Annotated in this window: 11 protein-coding genes; 5 read left to right on the forward strand and 6 right to left on the reverse strand. The window is 68.0% G+C overall.

Translation table 11 applies throughout. The features are described from left to right. Positions 1–214: 214 nt before the first annotated feature. The 6 genes from ABZ808_RS02310 to ABZ808_RS02335 all read right to left on the reverse strand — a co-directional run bounded on the left by ABZ808_RS02310 (position 215) and on the right by ABZ808_RS02335 (position 7,105). Positions 215–619 (reverse strand): hypothetical protein, encoded by a 405-nt coding sequence (locus ABZ808_RS02310; RefSeq protein WP_356999740.1) that lies wholly within the window; start codon positions 617–619, stop codon positions 215–217. Beyond that, positions 616–3,069 carry an AAA family ATPase gene (locus ABZ808_RS02315; protein ID WP_356999743.1) on the reverse strand — a complete coding sequence of 818 codons (2,454 nt, stop codon included), beginning with the start codon at positions 3,067–3,069 and terminating at the stop codon, positions 616–618. Before ABZ808_RS02315 ends, ABZ808_RS02310 begins: the two co-directional genes overlap by 4 nt. 63 nt (positions 3,070–3,132) lie before the next feature. Beyond that, positions 3,133–3,951 carry a hypothetical protein gene (locus ABZ808_RS02320; RefSeq protein ID WP_356999745.1) on the reverse strand — a complete coding sequence of 273 codons (819 nt, stop codon included), beginning with the start codon at positions 3,949–3,951 and terminating at the stop codon, positions 3,133–3,135. 44 nt (positions 3,952–3,995) lie between these two features. Then, entirely contained in the window at positions 3,996–4,622 is a 627-nt protein-coding gene (locus tag ABZ808_RS02325; protein ID WP_356999747.1) for a hypothetical protein, read from the reverse strand. A gap of 51 nt (positions 4,623–4,673) precedes the next feature. After that, a complete protein-coding gene (locus ABZ808_RS02330) occupies positions 4,674–6,455 on the reverse strand; it encodes a DUF6119 family protein (protein WP_356999751.1) in 1,782 nt (593 codons plus the stop codon). Positions 6,456–6,550: 95 nt separating this feature from the next. Beyond that, positions 6,551–7,105 (reverse strand): DUF4352 domain-containing protein, encoded by a 555-nt coding sequence (locus tag ABZ808_RS02335; protein ID WP_356999754.1) that lies wholly within the window; start codon positions 7,103–7,105, stop codon positions 6,551–6,553. A gap of 219 nt (positions 7,106–7,324) precedes the next feature. On the opposite strand from ABZ808_RS02335, the gene ABZ808_RS02340 reads away from it, so the two are divergent. From ABZ808_RS02340 to ABZ808_RS02360, 5 genes are read left to right on the forward strand one after another with little or no spacing between them, the layout of a single operon-like run. Then, positions 7,325–9,463 (forward strand): hypothetical protein, encoded by a 2,139-nt coding sequence (locus ABZ808_RS02340; protein ID WP_356999757.1) that lies wholly within the window; start codon positions 7,325–7,327, stop codon positions 9,461–9,463. Positions 9,464–9,491: 28 nt separating this feature from the next. After that, the gene (locus ABZ808_RS02345) at positions 9,492–11,105 is read left to right on the forward strand and encodes a class I SAM-dependent DNA methyltransferase (protein ID WP_356999760.1); all 1,614 of its coding nucleotides are present in this window, start codon (positions 9,492–9,494) and stop codon (positions 11,103–11,105) included. After that, a complete protein-coding gene (locus ABZ808_RS02350; RefSeq protein WP_356999762.1) occupies positions 11,098–12,336 on the forward strand; it encodes a restriction endonuclease subunit S in 1,239 nt (412 codons plus the stop codon). The genes ABZ808_RS02345 and ABZ808_RS02350 overlap by 8 nt, the downstream gene beginning before the upstream one ends. A gap of 29 nt (positions 12,337–12,365) precedes the next feature. Further along, on the forward strand, positions 12,366–15,548 hold the full coding sequence (locus tag ABZ808_RS02355; RefSeq protein WP_356999764.1) for a type I restriction endonuclease subunit R: 3,183 nt from the start codon (positions 12,366–12,368) through the stop codon (positions 15,546–15,548). Then, entirely contained in the window at positions 15,529–17,196 is a 1,668-nt protein-coding gene (locus ABZ808_RS02360) for a hypothetical protein (protein ID WP_356999767.1), read from the forward strand. Before ABZ808_RS02355 ends, ABZ808_RS02360 begins: the two co-directional genes overlap by 20 nt. The last annotated feature ends 622 nt before the right edge of the window (positions 17,197–17,818 follow it).

Here is a 17,818-nt window from a genome sequence, read left to right on the forward strand (position 1 = left end):
CCCACATCCTTCATGATCGACAATGGGAGCAAACAGTACGTGTCAATGCGGTCACCCCGGTTCAACCGGAGGGGCACCTCATCCTGCGAAGTGTCCAGACGCGAGTGGCTGAACAGGTCTAGTACGCCGAGATCGGTGCCTGCGGGCGGGCGAGGTCGTATCCGGGCTGGTAGGACAAGGCGAAAATCCCTCTTGGTTGAGCCATCTGTCGGGGTCAACTCGTGCAGTTGGCGTTCGGCTGGAGTTGCGCGAGCAGGGTGCTCACCTCGGCGTGCAGCCGGCGCAGCTCCGCCGCAGTGGGGGCCAGTTCGTAGCAGTGGTGGTGCGTGGCCGCGGACAGCGACGCCCAGGCGAACGCCACCCGGCGGGCGGTCTCCGTGCCCGGGCCGAGCCGGCCACGCAGCATCAACTGCTTCGCGCGACCCTGCCGGCACGCCGCCACGGTCGGCTTCACCTGCCGCCAGTAGCCGTCGATCGCCTCTTCGAGGGCGAGCCGGATCAGGCAGGCGCAGGCCCGGGGCCACCAGCCGGCGCCCACCGCCGCGGCACCGAGCAGACCGGCCCCGCGCAGCAACTGGTCGGCCGCCGCCAGGCAGCGCTGCGGCGTCGGCGGGGTCACGACAGCACCGCCGCGAGGAGGCGGGCGTCCGCGACCAGCCCGGGCAGGTCCGCCAGGTTCGCGCCGTGCACGCCTTCCCGACACGCCTGGTACGCGTTGACGGCTCGCCGCCCGTGCCGTCGGCTGAGCCAGCCGAGCACGTCGCCGCCCTTCTCGGCGTCGTCGAAGACCGCCAGGGCGACGGTTGTGGTGACCCGTCGGGAGGCGTCCTCGATCGCCTTCTCGATGTCAGCGTGCGGGACGCCCCGCGCCACCCTGTTCCGCCAGACCGCCCGGTGGCAGGACGCCTCCACCGCAGAGCGGCACAGCTCCGCGACCACCGGTCCGCGTACCTCTGCGGTGATCTCCTCGTTGCGCGCCAGCGCGTACGCGTCGTCCAGATAGCGGGTCACCGGGTCGGAGCCGGGCCGCAACGTCACCACCGACCGCTCCGCGCGGGTCACCTCGATGATCCGCGCCCGGCCCAGGTCGAGCCGTCCGACCGCGTCCGGCAGCCGGGTGTCATGCGTGAAGACCACCACCTGCCGCTGCTCGGCCAGCTCGGCGAGCACTCGTGCGAGACCATCCACCTTCGACGGGTCCATGCTCTGCACCGGGTCGTCGACCACGATGAACCGGAACGGGCTCTCCGGGGCGCAACTGCGCGGCAGGAACGTCGCCAACCCGAGGGCCTGCATCTCACCCTGGCTCATCACCCCCAGCGCGGTGCCGTTGTCGGCGCCATCCACGCTGACCGGAAAGACGACCCGCCGCCGGGTGTTCGCGCCTTCGAGCGTCATCGCCCCCAACTCGACGTTGCTCTCCTGACGCAGTTGCGCCCAGATCCGCTGAGAGTGCCCGGCGAAGGGCGCGACCCGCTCGTTGCGAATCTTCGTACTGGCGTCCTTCAGCCACGCTCGCGCGGTCTTCAACCGGCTCAGGGTCGCCTCCCGCTTGGGCATCTCGCCGGCGGCGGCCACCCACTCGCGTACCCCGGCCACCGCCGCCCGCCAGCCGGTGTCGCGCTGTCGCAGGAACCCCTCGGCGTACGCGCGGGCCGCGTCCGCCGCGGTCACCACCGCCGGGTACCGCGCGGCCAGGTGGTCGGCCAGTTCGGCCGGCTCCCCGGGTACGCGCCACAGCGCGGCCACGGCGTCGCGCAGCGCCTCGACCGACGGCTCCGTCCCCGGGCCGTCGGGCACCACGAGGTCGTCGATCAGGTGATGCGTCTGCCGCAGCAGAGCCGTGAGCCGGGTCGCCGCCGTCTGGGCGGCGACGCTGCGCTGCCGAAGCTCGGTCAGCGCCTCCGTCGCAGCCGCGCGCCACCCACCGTCGAGCGTGCCGGTCGCGCACACCGGACACGATCCGTCGCCCTCGTCCTCGTGATGTTCGAGGGCGAGGCGGAGCAGTTCCGCGCTGCGTAGCGCGGCCCGGGACCGGCCGCCGTCGTACCGCTGAGCCTCGGCCTCCGCGTCCCGTAGTTGACCGGCCAGGCGGATCACCTCGTCGACCGGCGGTGGGGCGAAAGCGGCGAGTTCCCGGCAGAGCATGACGGTCGGGCCGTTGGACGCCTCGTCGGGCTCGTCGAGGATCGCCGACACCGCGGCGAGGTCGACCGCGCCCCGACCACCCAGCAACGCGGCGGTCCGACGAGCCCGGTCGTCGGCGACTCCGCTGAGCGCTTCGACCAGGGCGGCGCGCTGTGCGCGTACCTCCTTGATGGTGGTGTCGTGCGGCCGGGCGGCGCGCAGGAGACGCTGGTCGGCGTCGGTGAGCGCGTCCAGGCCGAGGATCGCGAAGAGCGCGTCGAAGAGCTGGCTCTGCGTGCCGGCGGCAAGCTTGCCCAGCTCCGCGGCGGTGAGGAACGGCCGGTACAGCTCCAGCGGGCGGGCCAGACCCAACTCGGACAGGCCGGCGTGCCGACCCTGGGCGCTGGTGACGGTCACCTCGGCGTCGGTCAGCTCGGCCCCGACCGGCCAGGCCCGGTGCACCCGGGTCGACGTCGCCACCCCGTCGGCGCGCAGCTCCACGCCTACCCAGCACGGGTCCGGGTTGTGCAGGTTGCGCCACCCCGTACGCCAGACGCTGGTCTTGTCGGCCCACCGGGCGCTGTCACCGGTGAGCGCGAACTCGACGGCCTCGGCGAAGCTGGACTTGCCGGAGCCGTTGCGGCCCACGACCAGGGTGAGGCCCGGACCAGGGTCGATCTGGAGGGTCCGCTCCGGGCCGACGCCGCGGAACCCGGCGACGGTCACCGACTTCAACCAGATGCGCTCCGCCGGACCGTCTCCGGTGGGGGAGCGGAGGGCGAGCCGGGTGGGGGTGCCGGCGAGGGCGGCGGTGAGGTCGTCGTCGCCCGTGAGCGCGGCGAGGACCAGCTCGGCGGTCTCGACAGGTACGCCGTCAGCGGCGGCCAACTGGTCGAAGATCAGTTCGATCAGGGGCGCGGTGGGCTGCGGAGGCTGGGTCATGGTCGTCTCCAGGCGTGTGGTGTCCGCGGGTCGACCGGCTCGTCGGCCCGCCCGGGGGAGCGGTCAGAGCGTGGCGTTCGCGTGCCAGTCGAGCAGGAACGCGTCGACCAGGGCGTGCGCCCGAGGACGCAGGTCGAAGGACTCCTCCCGCCGGCGGCGGGCCATGTGCGACAGGCCGTCGGCGGCCTCGTTGAGGGGGTGGCCGCTGTGCCCCTTGACGTGCGCGAACGTCAGGTCGGGGCGGCGGGCCACCTGCTCGGCGAGCCGGACCAGTGTGGGCTGCTCGGACCAGCGGCGCTCCCGCAGGCTGTAGCCGGGCGGCATCGCGCCGGTCTCGCCGGCCTGCCAGCGATGCAGGTAGCGCAGGGCGGCGAGGCAGTCCAGCAGCACCGTCATCCCCACCGGCGTCTCGTCGTACCCGGTCAACAGGTAGTCGACCGCGCGCAGCTCGTTGATCAGCACCCGGGAGACGCCGGTCGGGTCGAGCCGGCCGGTGCCCCGGCCGAGCAGGCCGTAGTGGCCATCGCTGACGACGTACCCGAGACCGCCGACGCGGCCCTTCCAACTGGCGTCGGTCGCGGCGACAAGCGGCGCGGACGTCGTCGCCCAGCGGACCACCCGGCCGCGACCGCGCTGCTGGTCGTCGCCGGACCGGCGGTGGATGTCGTGGTCGGCGGCCAGCCGCTCGGCGGTGTCGAGCAGTTCGCCGGCGGAGGCCAGCTCGTCGTAGTGGGCGGCGGTGAGGGCCAAGCGAACGGCGTCGCCGATGCGCTGGCAGTCGTCGCAGCGGGTGGGACGGGTGAAGGCGCGCAGGGTGAGGGCGCGGTCGTGCAGCGGAGGGGGGAGCAGGGCCAGGGCGCGGAGGAACTCATCGGGACGCACGACGCCTCCTGACGTCTTGTGATGGGGACACACTCATTGAGTTCTCACAGCTCGGACACGTCGGTCACGACGGCGGTCAGCTTGTCGCCGGAGCGCTTCGTGCTGGCCGTCTCCTCCTGCTGGACGGAGGCGGAGTCACCGGTCACCTCGAAGGTGTTGATGATGGGGTCCTCGGCACCCTTGACCTCGTACGTCACCTCGTAGGTTTCGGACGGGTCGAGGCCGTCGCCGGTGTAGGTGACGTCGATCCGGTAGGTGATGTTGCAACCAGCGCTGCCGAAGCACTGCTTCCGCAGGGTCTTGACGTTGAGCTTGAAGTCGCTCTTCGTCGGTTCGTCGTAGGCGGGTGCGGGCGGCGCCGTCGTCGCGGGCGCGGTGGTCGGTGCGGCGGCACTGGTCGGGGCGGACGCGCCGGCCCGCGACTGGGAGGCAGCGGTGTGGTCAGCCTTCCCTTGATCGGATGGCTCGTCACCGTTCGTCATGGCCATTAGCACGCCGAAGCAGACCAGCAGCACCAGAACGGCAGCGCCGACGATGATCCACCGCCCCTGGGACATCTTGCCGACGATGGGCTGCGGATCCGTTGCGCCCACAGTCTCGCGTTGGGCCGGGGTCTCGGGCTGAGCCGAGACCTCGGCCGGCGGGTCCGGCTGGTGGTGGGGCTCGGTCATGACTCTCTCCTCTGTTGGGTGGGAAGCTGTGGAGCTGATGTCGTGAACGGATCAGGTGGAAGGAATGCCGACGACCTCGACCTCGACGCCCTCGTTGCGCAAGGACTTCATCGCCCGGTAGAGCGCGACCTGGGCGAAGGTGAAGAGCGAGTCCACGGTCAACGGCTTGCCGGAACCAAGGGCGATCGCGTAGATGACCTTCCGGGGCTGGAAGTTCAGGTCGATCGCTCGCCCCGACGGCTGCCGCTTGACCATCTCGACGAGCGCGTTGCGGGCGTCAGCCTCGTAGCGCAGAGCGTCGACCGAGACCGCGCCCTGAGCGAAGAGGTGACTCAACGCCGAGCTGCCGGTTGCCCGCTTCACGTGGATCAGCTCGCCGTTGGGACCGAGCAGGTCGCAGGCCTCGATGCGGCGGGGGTGCTGGTTGGTCCGCAGCAGCCGGCGGTCCAGGAGGGTGAGGCCGCAGACCTTCGCGGCGCGGATGTTGTACGCCTCCTCGTCCAGCAGGTCGGCAGTCCATGCCGGGAGCGCGAAGCTGGCCGGGCCGGCCAGGATCTGCTCGATCTCGTCGCGGAGGAACGTCCGGTGCTGGTCACCGATCTCGTACCAGCCGCCCTCGTGCAGCAGGAGCTGACTCGCGCCGTGGGGAAGCTGCGCGGTGAGCCACCGCGACACGGCCGTGGAGCCGATCACCTCGTCGCCGGCCGCGTCCGCGTAGAGGGTGACGCGCCCGTTGCAGAGCGACGTCCACCGCTCGCCGTCCGGAACGCCCTCGGTCTGCGCGAGCACGTCCGCCAGCGTGAGCTCCGCCAGGCGCGCCGGAGGAAGTCCCGACTTCGGCACCCGCAGCTTGTAGGACTGGACCCGGTCGATTTCGCTGACGACCCGGCCCGGCACGGCCAGCCCGACGTCCGCAGGATCCGGTAGCCGGAGCAGCCGGTCCAGCTGCTCCTCCACCTTCGACAGCCGGGGGTCCCGGGCCTGCACCGGTCGGATCTGGGTGATGAACTCCAGGTCAGCGAAGGGTGCTTCCTGCTTGCAGACCCGGTCGATCTCCCGCAGGTCGGCGAGCAAGCTCGCAGGTTCGACACCGAGGTGGATGCGCAGGGTGTCGCTGCCCTCGACCGGGGTGGCCTTACCCGTGGACCGGCAGACGGTGAGGTTCGGGTTGAACGTCCGCCCGCAGACCTGGCCGACGATCTCGCCCCACTTGTCGATGCCGTACATCCGGATGTGCTGACCGCCCGGGACCATGTTGCGGTCGACCCGGCCGGTGGTGCCGAACACCCGCCGTCGTACCTGCTTGATCTCGTCGGGGGCGAGCGAACGCACCGCGAAGCCGATCCCGAAGCCCGAGTTGGCCAGGTCCAGATCGATCATGTGACGGCCGACCGTGCCGTAGGCGAGCGCATAGACGTGGTTGTCGACCGCGACGAGCAGCGCGGCACCGCCACTGCTGAAACCCAGGTCGGTCGCCTCCCCGATCAGCGAGGCGAGCACATCGCACCAGTCGGCCCGTTGGCGCGGCACCGTCCCGTGCACCAGCAGCGCTGGCGCGCCGGCGACCAGGCGCTCCTCGACCATGAAGTCGTGCTGTCGCACATAGCGGTGGTTCACCGCGTCATGCAGTCCCTCGACCGTCGGCGTCACCCGTTCGAGCTGGTAGACCGACGTCAGGTAGGTGCCCTCCGGCCTCTCAGGCAGGTCGAGGTCGAGGTCGAAGAGGGTGGGCGCGTCGTAGGGCGGACGGGTGTCGTCCTTGCGGACGGCACGGCGGTTGGTCGGTCTGGTCGTGGTGCTTCTGGTCGTGGTCGGCTGGCTCGCACGGCGCACGTCGATCTCCTCGCGTTGAGAATCGGGGTGGCGGTGGTGCGGGGGAGGGGTGCGCCGAGGGCGGGCTTCGCGGGTCCTGCCCTCGGCGCGGGTGGTCAGCTGAGGGTGACGTCGACGCCGCCGGAGAACGGCGAGTCGTGCAGCTCGAGCTTGGTGAGCTTGACGTTCTTCGGGATGTCGAAGACCACGACTCCGTTGACCTGGTTGCCGGGGTTGATGTCGTTGAGGAACGTCTCGGCGTTCTTGTTGGCGTAGATCGCCGCGCCGGTGTCGGCGGAGTACTCGGTGCCGTCGGCCGCGTACGCCTTCTGGCTGCTGCCGTCGAACATCTGCGCTTCCTTGCCGATGTTCTTCACGTTGAGCGTGACCAGGCAGAACTGGCCCTGCGCCTTCTGGTCGAGCGGGGCGCTGCCGACCTTGGCCACGCCGCACTTGGACGACTTGACCGTGAACTCGAACTTCCCGTCCCGGGCCGGCTGACCGATCTTCGCGGTCTTGGCCGGCTTCTCCTCGCTCTTGGCGCCGCCCGCGTTGTCACTGGCGCCGCCCGCGTCGTTGCTGGAGCTGCTCGCGTTGTCGGTCGAGCCAGCGCCGCAGCCGAGGGCGACGACAGCGGTGGCGAGCAGAGCGAAGGTGGCCATCTTGCGCATGGAGGTACTCCTGTCGTTACGAAAAGGGGGATGCCGCGGCTTCGTGCCGCCGGCTCGGTGATGCCGCTGAATCAAAACAGCTACGAACGCGTCAGCGCGAGCACAAAGCCATCGAAGCACTGATAACCCGGGTTACCAGAGATGCGGCTGGACCGAGCGCCGGTAGGCGTCTACTGTCGACGCGACTGCAGAAGACGTTCCGGGAAGGAGGTGACGGCCATGAACACCCTGCTCACCGACCTGATCTCGCTGCCTGAGGTCGCGGCTCTGGCCGGTGTGCGCCGTCCGGTCGTCACGACGTGGCGTCGTCGCCACCCATCCTTTCCGGCCCCCGCTCAGGTCGAGGCGGGGCGCCCGCTCTTCAAGGCACGCGACGTCGTCGAGTGGTTGGTGGAGACCAATCGAGCGGTCCGCTCCACCATCGAGCCCGACCTTCGGCTCCACCTGCTCGCCTGCCTGCCACTGCAGGCCGGCGTCTCGACAGGTGTCGGCCGTCGTCGCAATCTGCGACCGCAGGATTTGGTGGGCACGATGACCGCGCTCATCTGCCTGCACCACCTCGATGACGAGCCGCTGCGCCCCGCTGGCTACACGGACCGGCAGGTGATCGACGCCCTCCGCGAACGAGCGGCCGAGGCCGACTGGGACGACGAGCTGCTGCGCAGCGAAATTGACGCCCTGCCGTCGGACGCCGCCTGGCTCGCTGAGGTCGTCGACGAGCTGATCGAGGCCGCCTGGGGTTGCGCCCAGGCGTACGAGCGGGTGCTCGCCGCCCGACAGCGGTTCGGCGTGCAGGCGCTCTACGAGGAAGCGGTCACGCCGCAGCTAGCCCGATTGATGGCCAGCCTCTCCGGTGCCCGGGAACGCGCCGACGAGCAGGGGTACCTTCAGGTGGCCGACTATCGGGCTGGTGCTGGTGATCTGCTGATGGCGGTCCGGCATGAGCTCGGCGATCACGAGCCCGTGGCGATCCACGCGGCCGACTCCGACCCGTTCCTGGTCCGCATCCTGCGTCGTCGGCTGGCGGTGCAGGGCCTGTCACGCGGCAGCTGGCAGGTGGAAATCGCGCCGGGCCCGGCCGCGGGCAGCTCGCCCGCCGATGTCGTGCTCGTGCACGTGCCGTACCGGCCGTCCGAATCGCGCACCGACACAGACCCGTTCGCCGAGATCAACGAGGTCGCCCGTGGGCTCGCCCCGGGCCAGACCGCCGTGGTGCTCGGGCCGGCGGAGCTGCTGGTGGACGCACTGCCGCCCTATCGGACGGCGGCCCGCTCCCGTAATGAACTGCTGAGCACCGGTCGGGTCGAGGCAGTCGTGCAGCTTCCCGGCGGCCTTGCATCCTTTCGGCCCGGCTACCGGACCGCGCTCTGGGTGCTTCGCAGGGAGGATCCGTCACCGTGGCAGGGGCGGGTGCTCCTCGCTGACGTCTCCGACCGCGCGTTGACGGAACGTGTCGTGGACGAGCTCATCGTCGACATCGTGACCTGGCGACGGAACGGGCACCGCCCCGAGGAGCACCTCCGGGCGTACGCCAGCCAGGTGAACATCGCCGATCTCACTGCGCCTCGACGCCCCCTCACGGCCCGGCGGCCAGCCCGTGCGCGGGACGCCGTACGCGACGGTCGGGTGACGGTCGCCGAGGTCACCGAGATGGAGGTCGCGCTCGACGACCTCGCGGGGCCACGGCCACGCCTGCGCAGCCGCCTGGCCGCGCGCGACGAACGGGAGCAACCCGTCACCCGGTCGATCAGCGCCCTGGTCCGCAGCGGGCACCTGCAGATCGTCTCCGGCGTGCGGGTCGTCAGTGACGACGCGCTGACGGACGGCCACCATCCAGTGATCGGTTCGAACGAGGTGGTCGGGCGAGCGCCGATCGGCTCCCGGCTGATCGACCGTGTGGTCTTCGCCGAGCGCTACCCGCGGGCGCGTCCGACAGAGCCGGGGGACGTGGTCGTCAGCCTGACGCCCACGCTGCGCGCCCATCACGACGAGGAGGGCTTCTCCGTTGTCGAGTTCCCGACCCGGGTGGTGCGGATCCTGCCCGACGGGCGATCCGGGTTAACGCCACGGGTGCTCACCGCGCTGATCAACGCCACGCCGCAGCGACGGGCACCCGGCGCGATACGGCCCTCGTCCCGGCTCACCGACCTGCAGCTCCCCCTGCTGGCACCGGCCGACGTCGCCCGCCTCGACGTGCTGCTCGCCGCGTCAGAGGTGCGTCGTAATCTGGCCCGCCGTGAACTCGACCTGCTTGACGGCCTCGACCGCCGTGCTGTGGCCGGGCTCACCGACGGCATCCTGACCATCGCGGACGGGCCGCCACTGACTGGACCGCCTCGCGCCGAAGAGCAAGACTGACCGCACCGCAACGAACGCAAGGAGCAGCATGCCCCCCAGGAAGAGGGCTGCCGGGCAGAACGCATTGCCTGGCATGCCGACCATGGCCGACCTGCGCGACACCCTCTGGAAGGCCGCCGACAAGCTCCGCGGCTCGATGGACGCCGGGCAGTACAAGGACTTCGTCCTGGGGCTGGTCTTCCTCAAGTACGTCTCCGACTCGTTCGAGGAGCGGCGCCAGCAGATCAAGCAGGAGGTGCTTGACCAGGGCATCCCTGAGGATCGGGTCGAGGCCTTCCTCGACGACGCCGACGAGTACGCCGGGCAGGGCGTCTTCTGGGTGCCGGAGGAGGCGCGCTGGGCGTATCTGGCCGAACGGGCCAAGGGCGGCGAGATCGGGCTGCTGCTCGACCACGCCATGGACGTCATCATGAAGGCCAACCAATCGCTGCTCGGCGTGCTGCCGAAGATCTTCAACCGGGACAACGTCGACCAGCGGCGTCTCAGCGAGCTGGTAGACCTCATCACCGACGCCCGCTTCACCGGCCACGGCGACCGGCCCGCCCGAGACGTGCTCGGGGAGGTCTACGAGTACTTCCTGGAGAAGTTCGCCCGCGCCGAGGGCAAGCGCGGCGGCGAGTTCTACACCCCGCGCAGCGTCGTGGGGCTGTTGGTCGAGATGCTGGAGCCGTACTCCGGCCGCGTCTACGACCCATGCTGCGGATCCGGCGGCATGTTCGTGCAGGCCGAGAAGTTCGTGCTCAACCACCGGGGCCGGCGCGACGACATCGCCGTCTACGGCCAGGAGTTGAACGAGCGCACCTGGCGGCTAGCGAAGATGAACCTTGCCATCCATGGCGTCACCGGCAACCTCAGCACGCGCTGGGAAGACACCTTCCACGCCGACAAGCACCCCGACCTGCGCGCCGATTTCATCCTCGCCAACCCGCCGTTCAACATGTCGGACTGGGCTCGCAGCGTCGAGGACCCGCGCTGGCGCTACGGCGTGCCGCCGGCCGGCAACGCCAACTTCGCCTGGCTGCAACACATCGTCTCGAAGCTCGCCGAGCGCGGCACCGCCGGCGTGGTTCTCGCGAACGGCTCGATGTCGTCGAAGCAGTCCGGCGAGGGTGAGATCCGCGCGGCGATGGTCGAGGCGGACCTGGTGTCGTGCATGGTGGCGCTGCCGCCGCAGCTCTTCCGCACGACGGCAATTCCGGTGTGCCTCTGGTTCTTCGCCAAGGACAAGGGACCGCAGGGAGCGAAGAAGCTGGCCGACCGGCGCGGCGAGGTGCTCTTCATCGACGCCCGCAACATGGGGACGATGGTCGACCGTACCGAGCGCATCCTCACCGACGAGGACATCGCGAAGATCGCCTGGACGTACCACGCCTGGCGCGGCACGGCGTCCGCCCGCGTCGAGGATCGAAGGTACGAGGATGAGGCGGGCTTCTGCCACTCGGCCGACCTTGACGAGATTCGCCAGCACGATCACATGCTCACCCCGGGCCGCTACGTTGGCGCTGCGGACGTCGTCGTCTCCGACGACGAGCTGCTCGCCGATAAGATCGAACGCCTCAAGAAGGAGTTGTACACGCATTTCGAGGAGTCTGCGCGCCTCGAGCAGGTTGTCCGAACTCAGATGGAGCGTCTCGATGTCTGAGTGGAAGTCTGTCGCTATCGCGGATATTGCTGTCACTAAGGGGCTTGTAGGTGGGCCTTTCGGGTCATCGCTTGTCAGCAAAGATTATCGACCTGCGGGTGTGCCCGTTATTCGGGGCGTCAATCTCGCGACCGAGGGCCGATTCAATGATAGTGAATTTGTCTTCGTGTCGCCAGAGAAGGTTGATCGGGACCTTAGTCGTAACCTCGCCATGCCGGGCGATGTGATCTTCACTCAGCGGGGGACTCTTGGGCAAGTTGGCATAGTTCCTTCCGGCAGATACGACAGGTACGTCGTGTCGCAGAGCCAGATGCGCCTGAGGGTCAACCGAGAGGTCGCCCTGCCAGAGTTCGTCTACCACTACTTCCGCTCACCCATCGCAGTTGCAAGTATCAAGAAGCATGCAATTGCGACCGGCGTTCCACATATAAATTTGGGGATCCTTGCCTCGCTGCAGATTCCTCTGCCGCACTTGATCGTGCAGCGAGGCATCTGTGAAGTGCTTGAGGCGCTGGACGGCAAGATCGCGGTCGACGAAGCGATAGTGGGCCGTTCCCATGGGCTTCTGCAAACGCTCTGGAAGAAGTCGTCTTTCGGCGTTCGGGACTTCATTCCTGTAGGTGAGTTGGCGAGCGTTGACAAAGGCCTGTCATATAAGGGGTCGGGTCTCGGTAGTGGTGTGCCACTCATCAATCTGGGCAACTTCAGCACGAACGGTCAATTCAAAAGCTCTGCACTTAAGTATTATGACGGCGCTGCGAAGGAGCGCCACTGGGTGAAGCGCGGTGACTTGGTCATGGCGAACACCGACCTTACCCAACGTCGAGAAATATTGGGGCGGCCGGCCCTGGCCTTAACTAGCGCAGCAGAGTCGCTCTTTACGCACCATGTCTTCGCGATTCGCCCGCATGCTGCCGCCCAAGATGATCTGCTCTGGCTGTACGCGGCCTTCAGAGATCCCAACTTTCGGGAGCGTGCCGTGACTTACGCCACTGGGACTACCGTTTTGGCGCTTCCGCGAGATGCCGTCCTGACATATGAGCTCCCCTGGCCAGAGCGGGCTGTCAGACAAGATTGGAACCATAAAGCCCGGGCCCTCATAGACAGCGCGGCCGCACTAAGTAGTGAAATCGAGGGCCTGTCACGGCTGCGTGATGTATTGCTTTCCGGATTGATGTCCGGTGCGATTCGGGTGCGGGACGCCGAGAAGGCTGTGGAGGATGCTATATGAGCGCGGACGGGCCACTGCCACTCAGCGACATGACTGAGGCTCAGTGGGAGACCCTCGCGCTGGAGGCCTTGGCCGAGGTTGGTTGGGAGCCCGTACTCGGATCGTCGATCTCTCCGGGGACGGGAGAGCGCGAGTCGTGGTCGGAGCTGATCCTGCCCGCCCGGCTGCGCGACGCCATCGCTCGCCTCAACCCGCAGCTTCCTCCGGCGCAGGTCGACGAGGCGGTCACCCAGGTGCTGACGGCCCGGTCGCGCGACGCCGTCACCGAGAACCGGCGACTACACGAGTTGATGGTGAAGGGCCTCCGGTCCGTGGTCTACACCGACCAGCACGGCGCCGAACACAACCCGACCGTGCGGCTCGTCGACTTTCGGGACGAGGCAGCCAACGACTACCTGGTCGCCAGCCAGATGACCGTGACCGATGGCGACCACAAACGTCGCTTCGACGTCGTCTGCTACCTCAATGGGCTGCCGGTCGGTCTGATTGAGTTGAAGAAGGCCGGCGACGCGTACGCCGATCTGCGGGGTGCCCACCGGCAGGTCGGCACTTACGTCGAGGAGTTGCCGCTGGCCTTCCGGGCCAACGTGGTCTGCCTGGTCTCCGACGGGATCACCGCCCGCTACGGCACCGCCTTCACCCCCTTCGAGCACTTCGCCCCCTGGAACGTCGACGACTCCGGCGAGCCGGTGCCGCAGCCGCCGAAGCACGACGACGACCTAGCGCTGAACCTGGCCCTCTACGGCCTGTTCACGCCGCGCCGGTTCCTGGAGCTGCTCCGCGGCTACGTCGCCTTCGCCGACGGGGGAGGTGGCGCGGTCAAGCGGATCGCCAAGCCGCACCAGTACTTCGCGGTGGAGAAGGCCGTCCGTAAGACCATCGAGGCGACCCGCAGTGACGGCAAGGCCGGCGTCGTGTGGCACACCCAGGGCTCCGGCAAGTCGATGGAGATGGAGTTCTACGCCCACCAGGTCGCCACCCACCCGAGCCTCGGCAACCCGACCATCGTCGTCATCACCGACCGCACCGACTTGGACGAGCAGCTCCTGGAGGCGTTCGTCGCGAGTGAGCTGCTGCCGGAGCGGCCGGTGCAGGCCGTCACCCGGGAGAGCCTCCGCACCGAGCTGACCAACCGCCGTACCGGCGGGATCATCTTCACCACGCTGCAGAAGTTCGGGCGTACGCGGGAAGAGCGCGAAGCGGGCCGCCACCACCCGCTGCTGTCGGACCGGCGCAACATCATCGTCGTCGTCGACGAGGCGCACCGCAGCCACTACGACAGCCTCGACGGCTATGCGCGGCACCTCCGTGACGCGCTGCCGCACGCGACGCTCATCGCCTTCACCGGCACGCCGATCTCCCACGTGGACCGGGACACCCAGGCGGTGTTCGGCAACTACATCGACATCTACGACCTGACCCGCGCCGTGGACGACGGCGCCACCGTCCGGGTCTACCACGAGAGCCGGCTCATCCCGGTCGACCTGCCCGCCGACATTGACCCGGAGACCATCGACGAGCGAGCCGACACCGTGACCGCCGGGCTGGACGACGCCGAGAAGGCCCGCATCCAGCGCACCGTCGCGGTGATGAACGCTGTCTACGGTGCCCCCGACCGGGTGGAAGCCCTCGCCGCCGACCTGGTCGCGCACTGGCAGACCCGTTCCGAGCAGATGCGCAAGTACATCGGCGGGCCGGGCAAGGCGATGATCGTCTGCGCCACCCGGGACATCTGTGCCCGCCTCTACGACGAGATGATCGCGCTGCTGCCCCAGGGGTGGCACTCGGACGCCGACGATCTCGGCAAGATCAAGGTCATCTACACCGGCGGACCGGACGACGAGCCGCACATCCGCAAGCACGTCCGTCGGCCGTCACAGACCAAGGTGATCCGTGCTCGGGCGAAGAACCCCGACGACGAGCTGGAACTCATCATCGTCCAGTCGATGCTTCTCACCGGCTTCGACTCCCCGCCGCTACACACGCTCTATCTCGACAAGCCGATGCGTGGCGCGGCGTTGATGCAGGCGCTCGCCCGGGTCAACCGGACCTTCCGTGGCAAGGAGGACGGCCTTCTGGTCGGGTATGCCCCGATCACGCAGAGCCTGCACGAGGCGCTCGCCGAATACACCAAGAGCGACCAGGACACCAAGCCCGTCGGACGGGACACCGACGAGGCGGTCGCCAAGCTGCGTGACCTGCACGGCGTGCTCTGTGGCACGATCCTCGCCGGTTACGACTGGCGGGGCGTGCTGAGCTCCGGTGCGAAGAACGCCTTCATGAACGCAGCCTTCGGCACCATCGACTGCCTGCGCGACCCGAGTCTGCCGGAGAACCAGCCGGAGCCGGGCGAGCCGAACCTCGCCGAACGCTTCCGGCGGGCTGCCGCCAGCCTGGACCGGCTCTATGCGCTCTGCTCCAGCAGTGGCGACATCAACGAGCTGCGCGACGACATCGCGTTCTTCCAGGCCGTACGCGTCTGGATGGCCAAGTTTGACGTGGAGGACCGCCGCTCGCGCGGGCTGCCCATCCCGGCGGAGGTTGCGCTGTACCTGCGGCAACTGACCGCTGGCGTCATCGAGGCCGGCGGGGTCACCGACATCTACGCCGCCGCCGGCATTGACCGCCCGGACCTATCTCATCTGGACGAGGCGTACCTGGAGCGGCTGCGTGCCTCCAAGACCCCGAACCTGGCGATCGAGGCGCTCCGGCGAGCCATCGAAATGACGATGCGCAAGGTGACCAGGCACAACATCGTCCGGCAGGAGGCATTCTCCGCACGGCTGTTGGAGCTGATGCGCCGCTACACCAATCAGAACCTGACCTCGGCCGAGATCATTGCGCAGTTGGTTGCGATGGCCAAGGAAGTGAGCGCCGAGGCCGAGCGGGGTCAGCAGTTCAGCCCCGCGCTCACCGACGACGAGTTGGCCTTCTACGACGCGGTCGCGGAGAGCGAGTCGGCCGTCGCGGTGATGGGGGAGGGCCAACTCGCCGCCATCGCACGCGATCTGGTCACGTCCGTCCGCCGGTCCATCACCATCGACTGGACCTCCCGCGACGACGTACGCGCTAAGCTCCGCTCCACCATCAAGCGTCTACTCGCCGTGCACGGCTACCCCCCGGACGCCGCAGAGGAAGCCATCCGGCGAGTGCTCCTGCAGACCGAAACCTTCGCCGAGGAGTGGTCGCCCGATGCAATCCGCCGAGACTGAGGTTCATTCAGCTGACACCGCTTCGACGTCCGGTGTGCCCTACCGGACCGCGTTCGAACTGTCGCTCGATTTCAACGAAGCGATAGCGAGAGTGAAGGAGCAGCTTCGGTCCTGGCTGCGCTTCAAGCAATACGACGTCGAGCAGTTCGATGCAGGGATACCGACTCTCGCACCTCAGGTAGTGCTGCTGCATGCTGCGACCCACGACGCATGCGGCTGGCAGCTACGAGAGACCCGGTCAGACAAGGTGACGTGGGTCAGCACAGTCGCGGTGGTGCGCAGCAAGTCGCAGCGGCGCAGTTGGTTCACGATCAACATTGAGCCCCTTGCCCCGCGCAACGTCTCCGTTGTCTCACCCCGTACCCCTCGGCTTGTCCGGCTGCTGTTGGACGCCGTGGACGCAATCGACGGTGAGGCCATCCTGCGCAGCGCGCCCATCGCCGTAAGTGCTTCAGACGTCGATGATTTGCTCGATATCGTCTGTATGGACGGCCGCCGACTGCCGGTCGTCATCGGTGCGGCGCCGAGCGACACCTCCTTCGAGAACTGGCGCCGTGACTCGGAACGCCTCATGGGGGAACTGGCAGGGCTCGCCAGCCTCTACATCCTCGACCCTGCTGCCGTTCAAGCATTCAACGAGGGCATAGGTGGTACCCATTGGATCGGTCCTGGCAGCGTTCGTACCTACCTGCCTGACGTCGATCCTGCCCTGGTGGAAGACAGCCTGCGGCACCGGGTGCTGAGCAGACGACGCATCGAAGCCGAGCCGCGTCGGGCCGCCCGAGTGCTGTCCGCGCTGCCACGCCAACTTGCGGCGAATTCACTGCCGCCAGTAGCGGTGAAGGGTCTTGAGCTCTCCCTACGGGACTTCACCCGCGGTGCCGGCGCTCGCAACGAGTACGACGACAGGTTGGCCGCTTTCGCAGACCAGGTGCAGATTCTAAATGCACTGCTGGAGACTGCTGACGACGCGGACAGAAGATCGAAGACGGTCATCAGTCGGCAACAGGATGAGCTGTTGGATCTAACTGCGGACCTTGAGTTCAGTCGTAATGAGATCGAAGCGCGAGATGCCACGATCCGTGCGCTGCGACAGCGACTCGCTGCCTTGAACCGACACGCAGAAGCATACGCGCCCGCCCAGATTCCCGACCCGTTGCCCACCTCGTTCGCCGAACTCCTCGATCGGCTTGACGCCATCTCTCCGTATCTCGAATTCACGGGCGACACGGGGCCGGCTCTCGACCTCGATGAGCACCCAGCCCACTCCAACTGGGCGCAGTTGGCGTGGCAGGCGATGTTGGCGCTCGCCGATTATGCCAAAGCCAAGCAGGGCGGGTGGTCCCGCGGCGATTTCAAGTTCTGGTGCGAGTCGCCGGCTGACGATGGCAGGGTGATCTCCGCCGGCAAGGTTGCCAGGGATGAGTCTCAGACAGTGCGGAATAACCGGAAGATGGCCTCCGAGCGGACACTGCCCGTCCCGCGGCAAGTTGATCCTCGGGAAGTTGTCTTCATGGGCACTCACATCAGGCTCGGCACGTCGGCGACGGTATCTCCGCGCCTTCACTTCTTCGACGCGTCCTCCGTTGACGGTAAGGTGTATGTCGGTTACATCGGCCGTCATCTTACAAACACGATGACGTCTTAGCTCTGCTCCACGATTCCTGCTCTCAAGCCAATGCCATAACGTGAGGGTTCGCGCCCGGTGATCGAACTTCAGATAGCCGAACTCTCTCGCGGGCAGTTTCGCCGTTATCCGCGTTGCTCGATACCAAACGTGGTTGCTGCTAGGAGAACCCCTGGCAGTATTTCCGCCATTACAGGAGCTATCGGGGTAGGCGTTGCGGTATCAGATCCACTTCGAGCAGGAACTGCCAGCCGATGCACTGTGTCGATTTCTCAATGAGGGCTACGGCACTCTCACCGGACGCCGCCTACGTGGGACGCGTCGAGGGTCGAGCAGTCGATGACCCTCGGCCGGTCGCCATGCTCAGCCCTCCCCTGGGGGATGATGTGTTCGGCTGGACCCTGGTCGGTGACAACGAGGTCGCCGACGCTACTGGTCAGGGTGAACGAGAGTTGGCGGTTACGTTGGCCCGAACCATCGGGGTGCGGCGTTGGTCGACGACGGAAGCATTTCCCCAGCCGGTGGCTGCTGGTCAGCACCGACGGCAGCAGTGCCGCGTCCTGATCGGCGAGGACGCAGCGGCCGACGGGAAGCTGCGGGTGGTGCACCTCTTGCACCGATAAATGGAGAGCGGCACCTCGCC

Source organism: Micromonospora sp. NPDC047527, from assembly GCF_040643015.1.
In the GTDB taxonomy this organism is placed as follows: Bacteria; Actinomycetota; Actinomycetes; order Mycobacteriales; family Micromonosporaceae; genus Micromonospora.

Bases quoted from the DNA above. Each gene is read 5' to 3' on its own strand.
- ABZ808_RS02340 (WP_356999757.1), top strand. From the start codon at position 7,325: ATGAACACCCTGCTCACCGACCTGATCTCGCTGCCTGAGGTCGCGGCT.
- ABZ808_RS02360 (WP_356999767.1), top strand. From the start codon at position 15,529: ATGCAATCCGCCGAGACTGAGGTTCATTCAGCTGACACCGCTTCGACG.
- ABZ808_RS02335 (WP_356999754.1), bottom strand. From the start codon at position 7,105: ATGCGCAAGATGGCCACCTTCGCTCTGCTCGCCACCGCTGTCGTCGCC.
- ABZ808_RS02325 (WP_356999747.1), bottom strand. From the start codon at position 4,622: ATGACCGAGCCCCACCACCAGCCGGACCCGCCGGCCGAGGTCTCGGCT.
- ABZ808_RS02355 (WP_356999764.1), top strand. From the start codon at position 12,366: ATGACTGAGGCTCAGTGGGAGACCCTCGCGCTGGAGGCCTTGGCCGAG.
- ABZ808_RS02345 (WP_356999760.1), top strand. From the start codon at position 9,492: ATGCCCCCCAGGAAGAGGGCTGCCGGGCAGAACGCATTGCCTGGCATG.
- ABZ808_RS02350 (WP_356999762.1), top strand. From the start codon at position 11,098: ATGTCTGAGTGGAAGTCTGTCGCTATCGCGGATATTGCTGTCACTAAG.
- ABZ808_RS02315 (WP_356999743.1), bottom strand. From the start codon at position 3,069: ATGACCCAGCCTCCGCAGCCCACCGCGCCCCTGATCGAACTGATCTTC.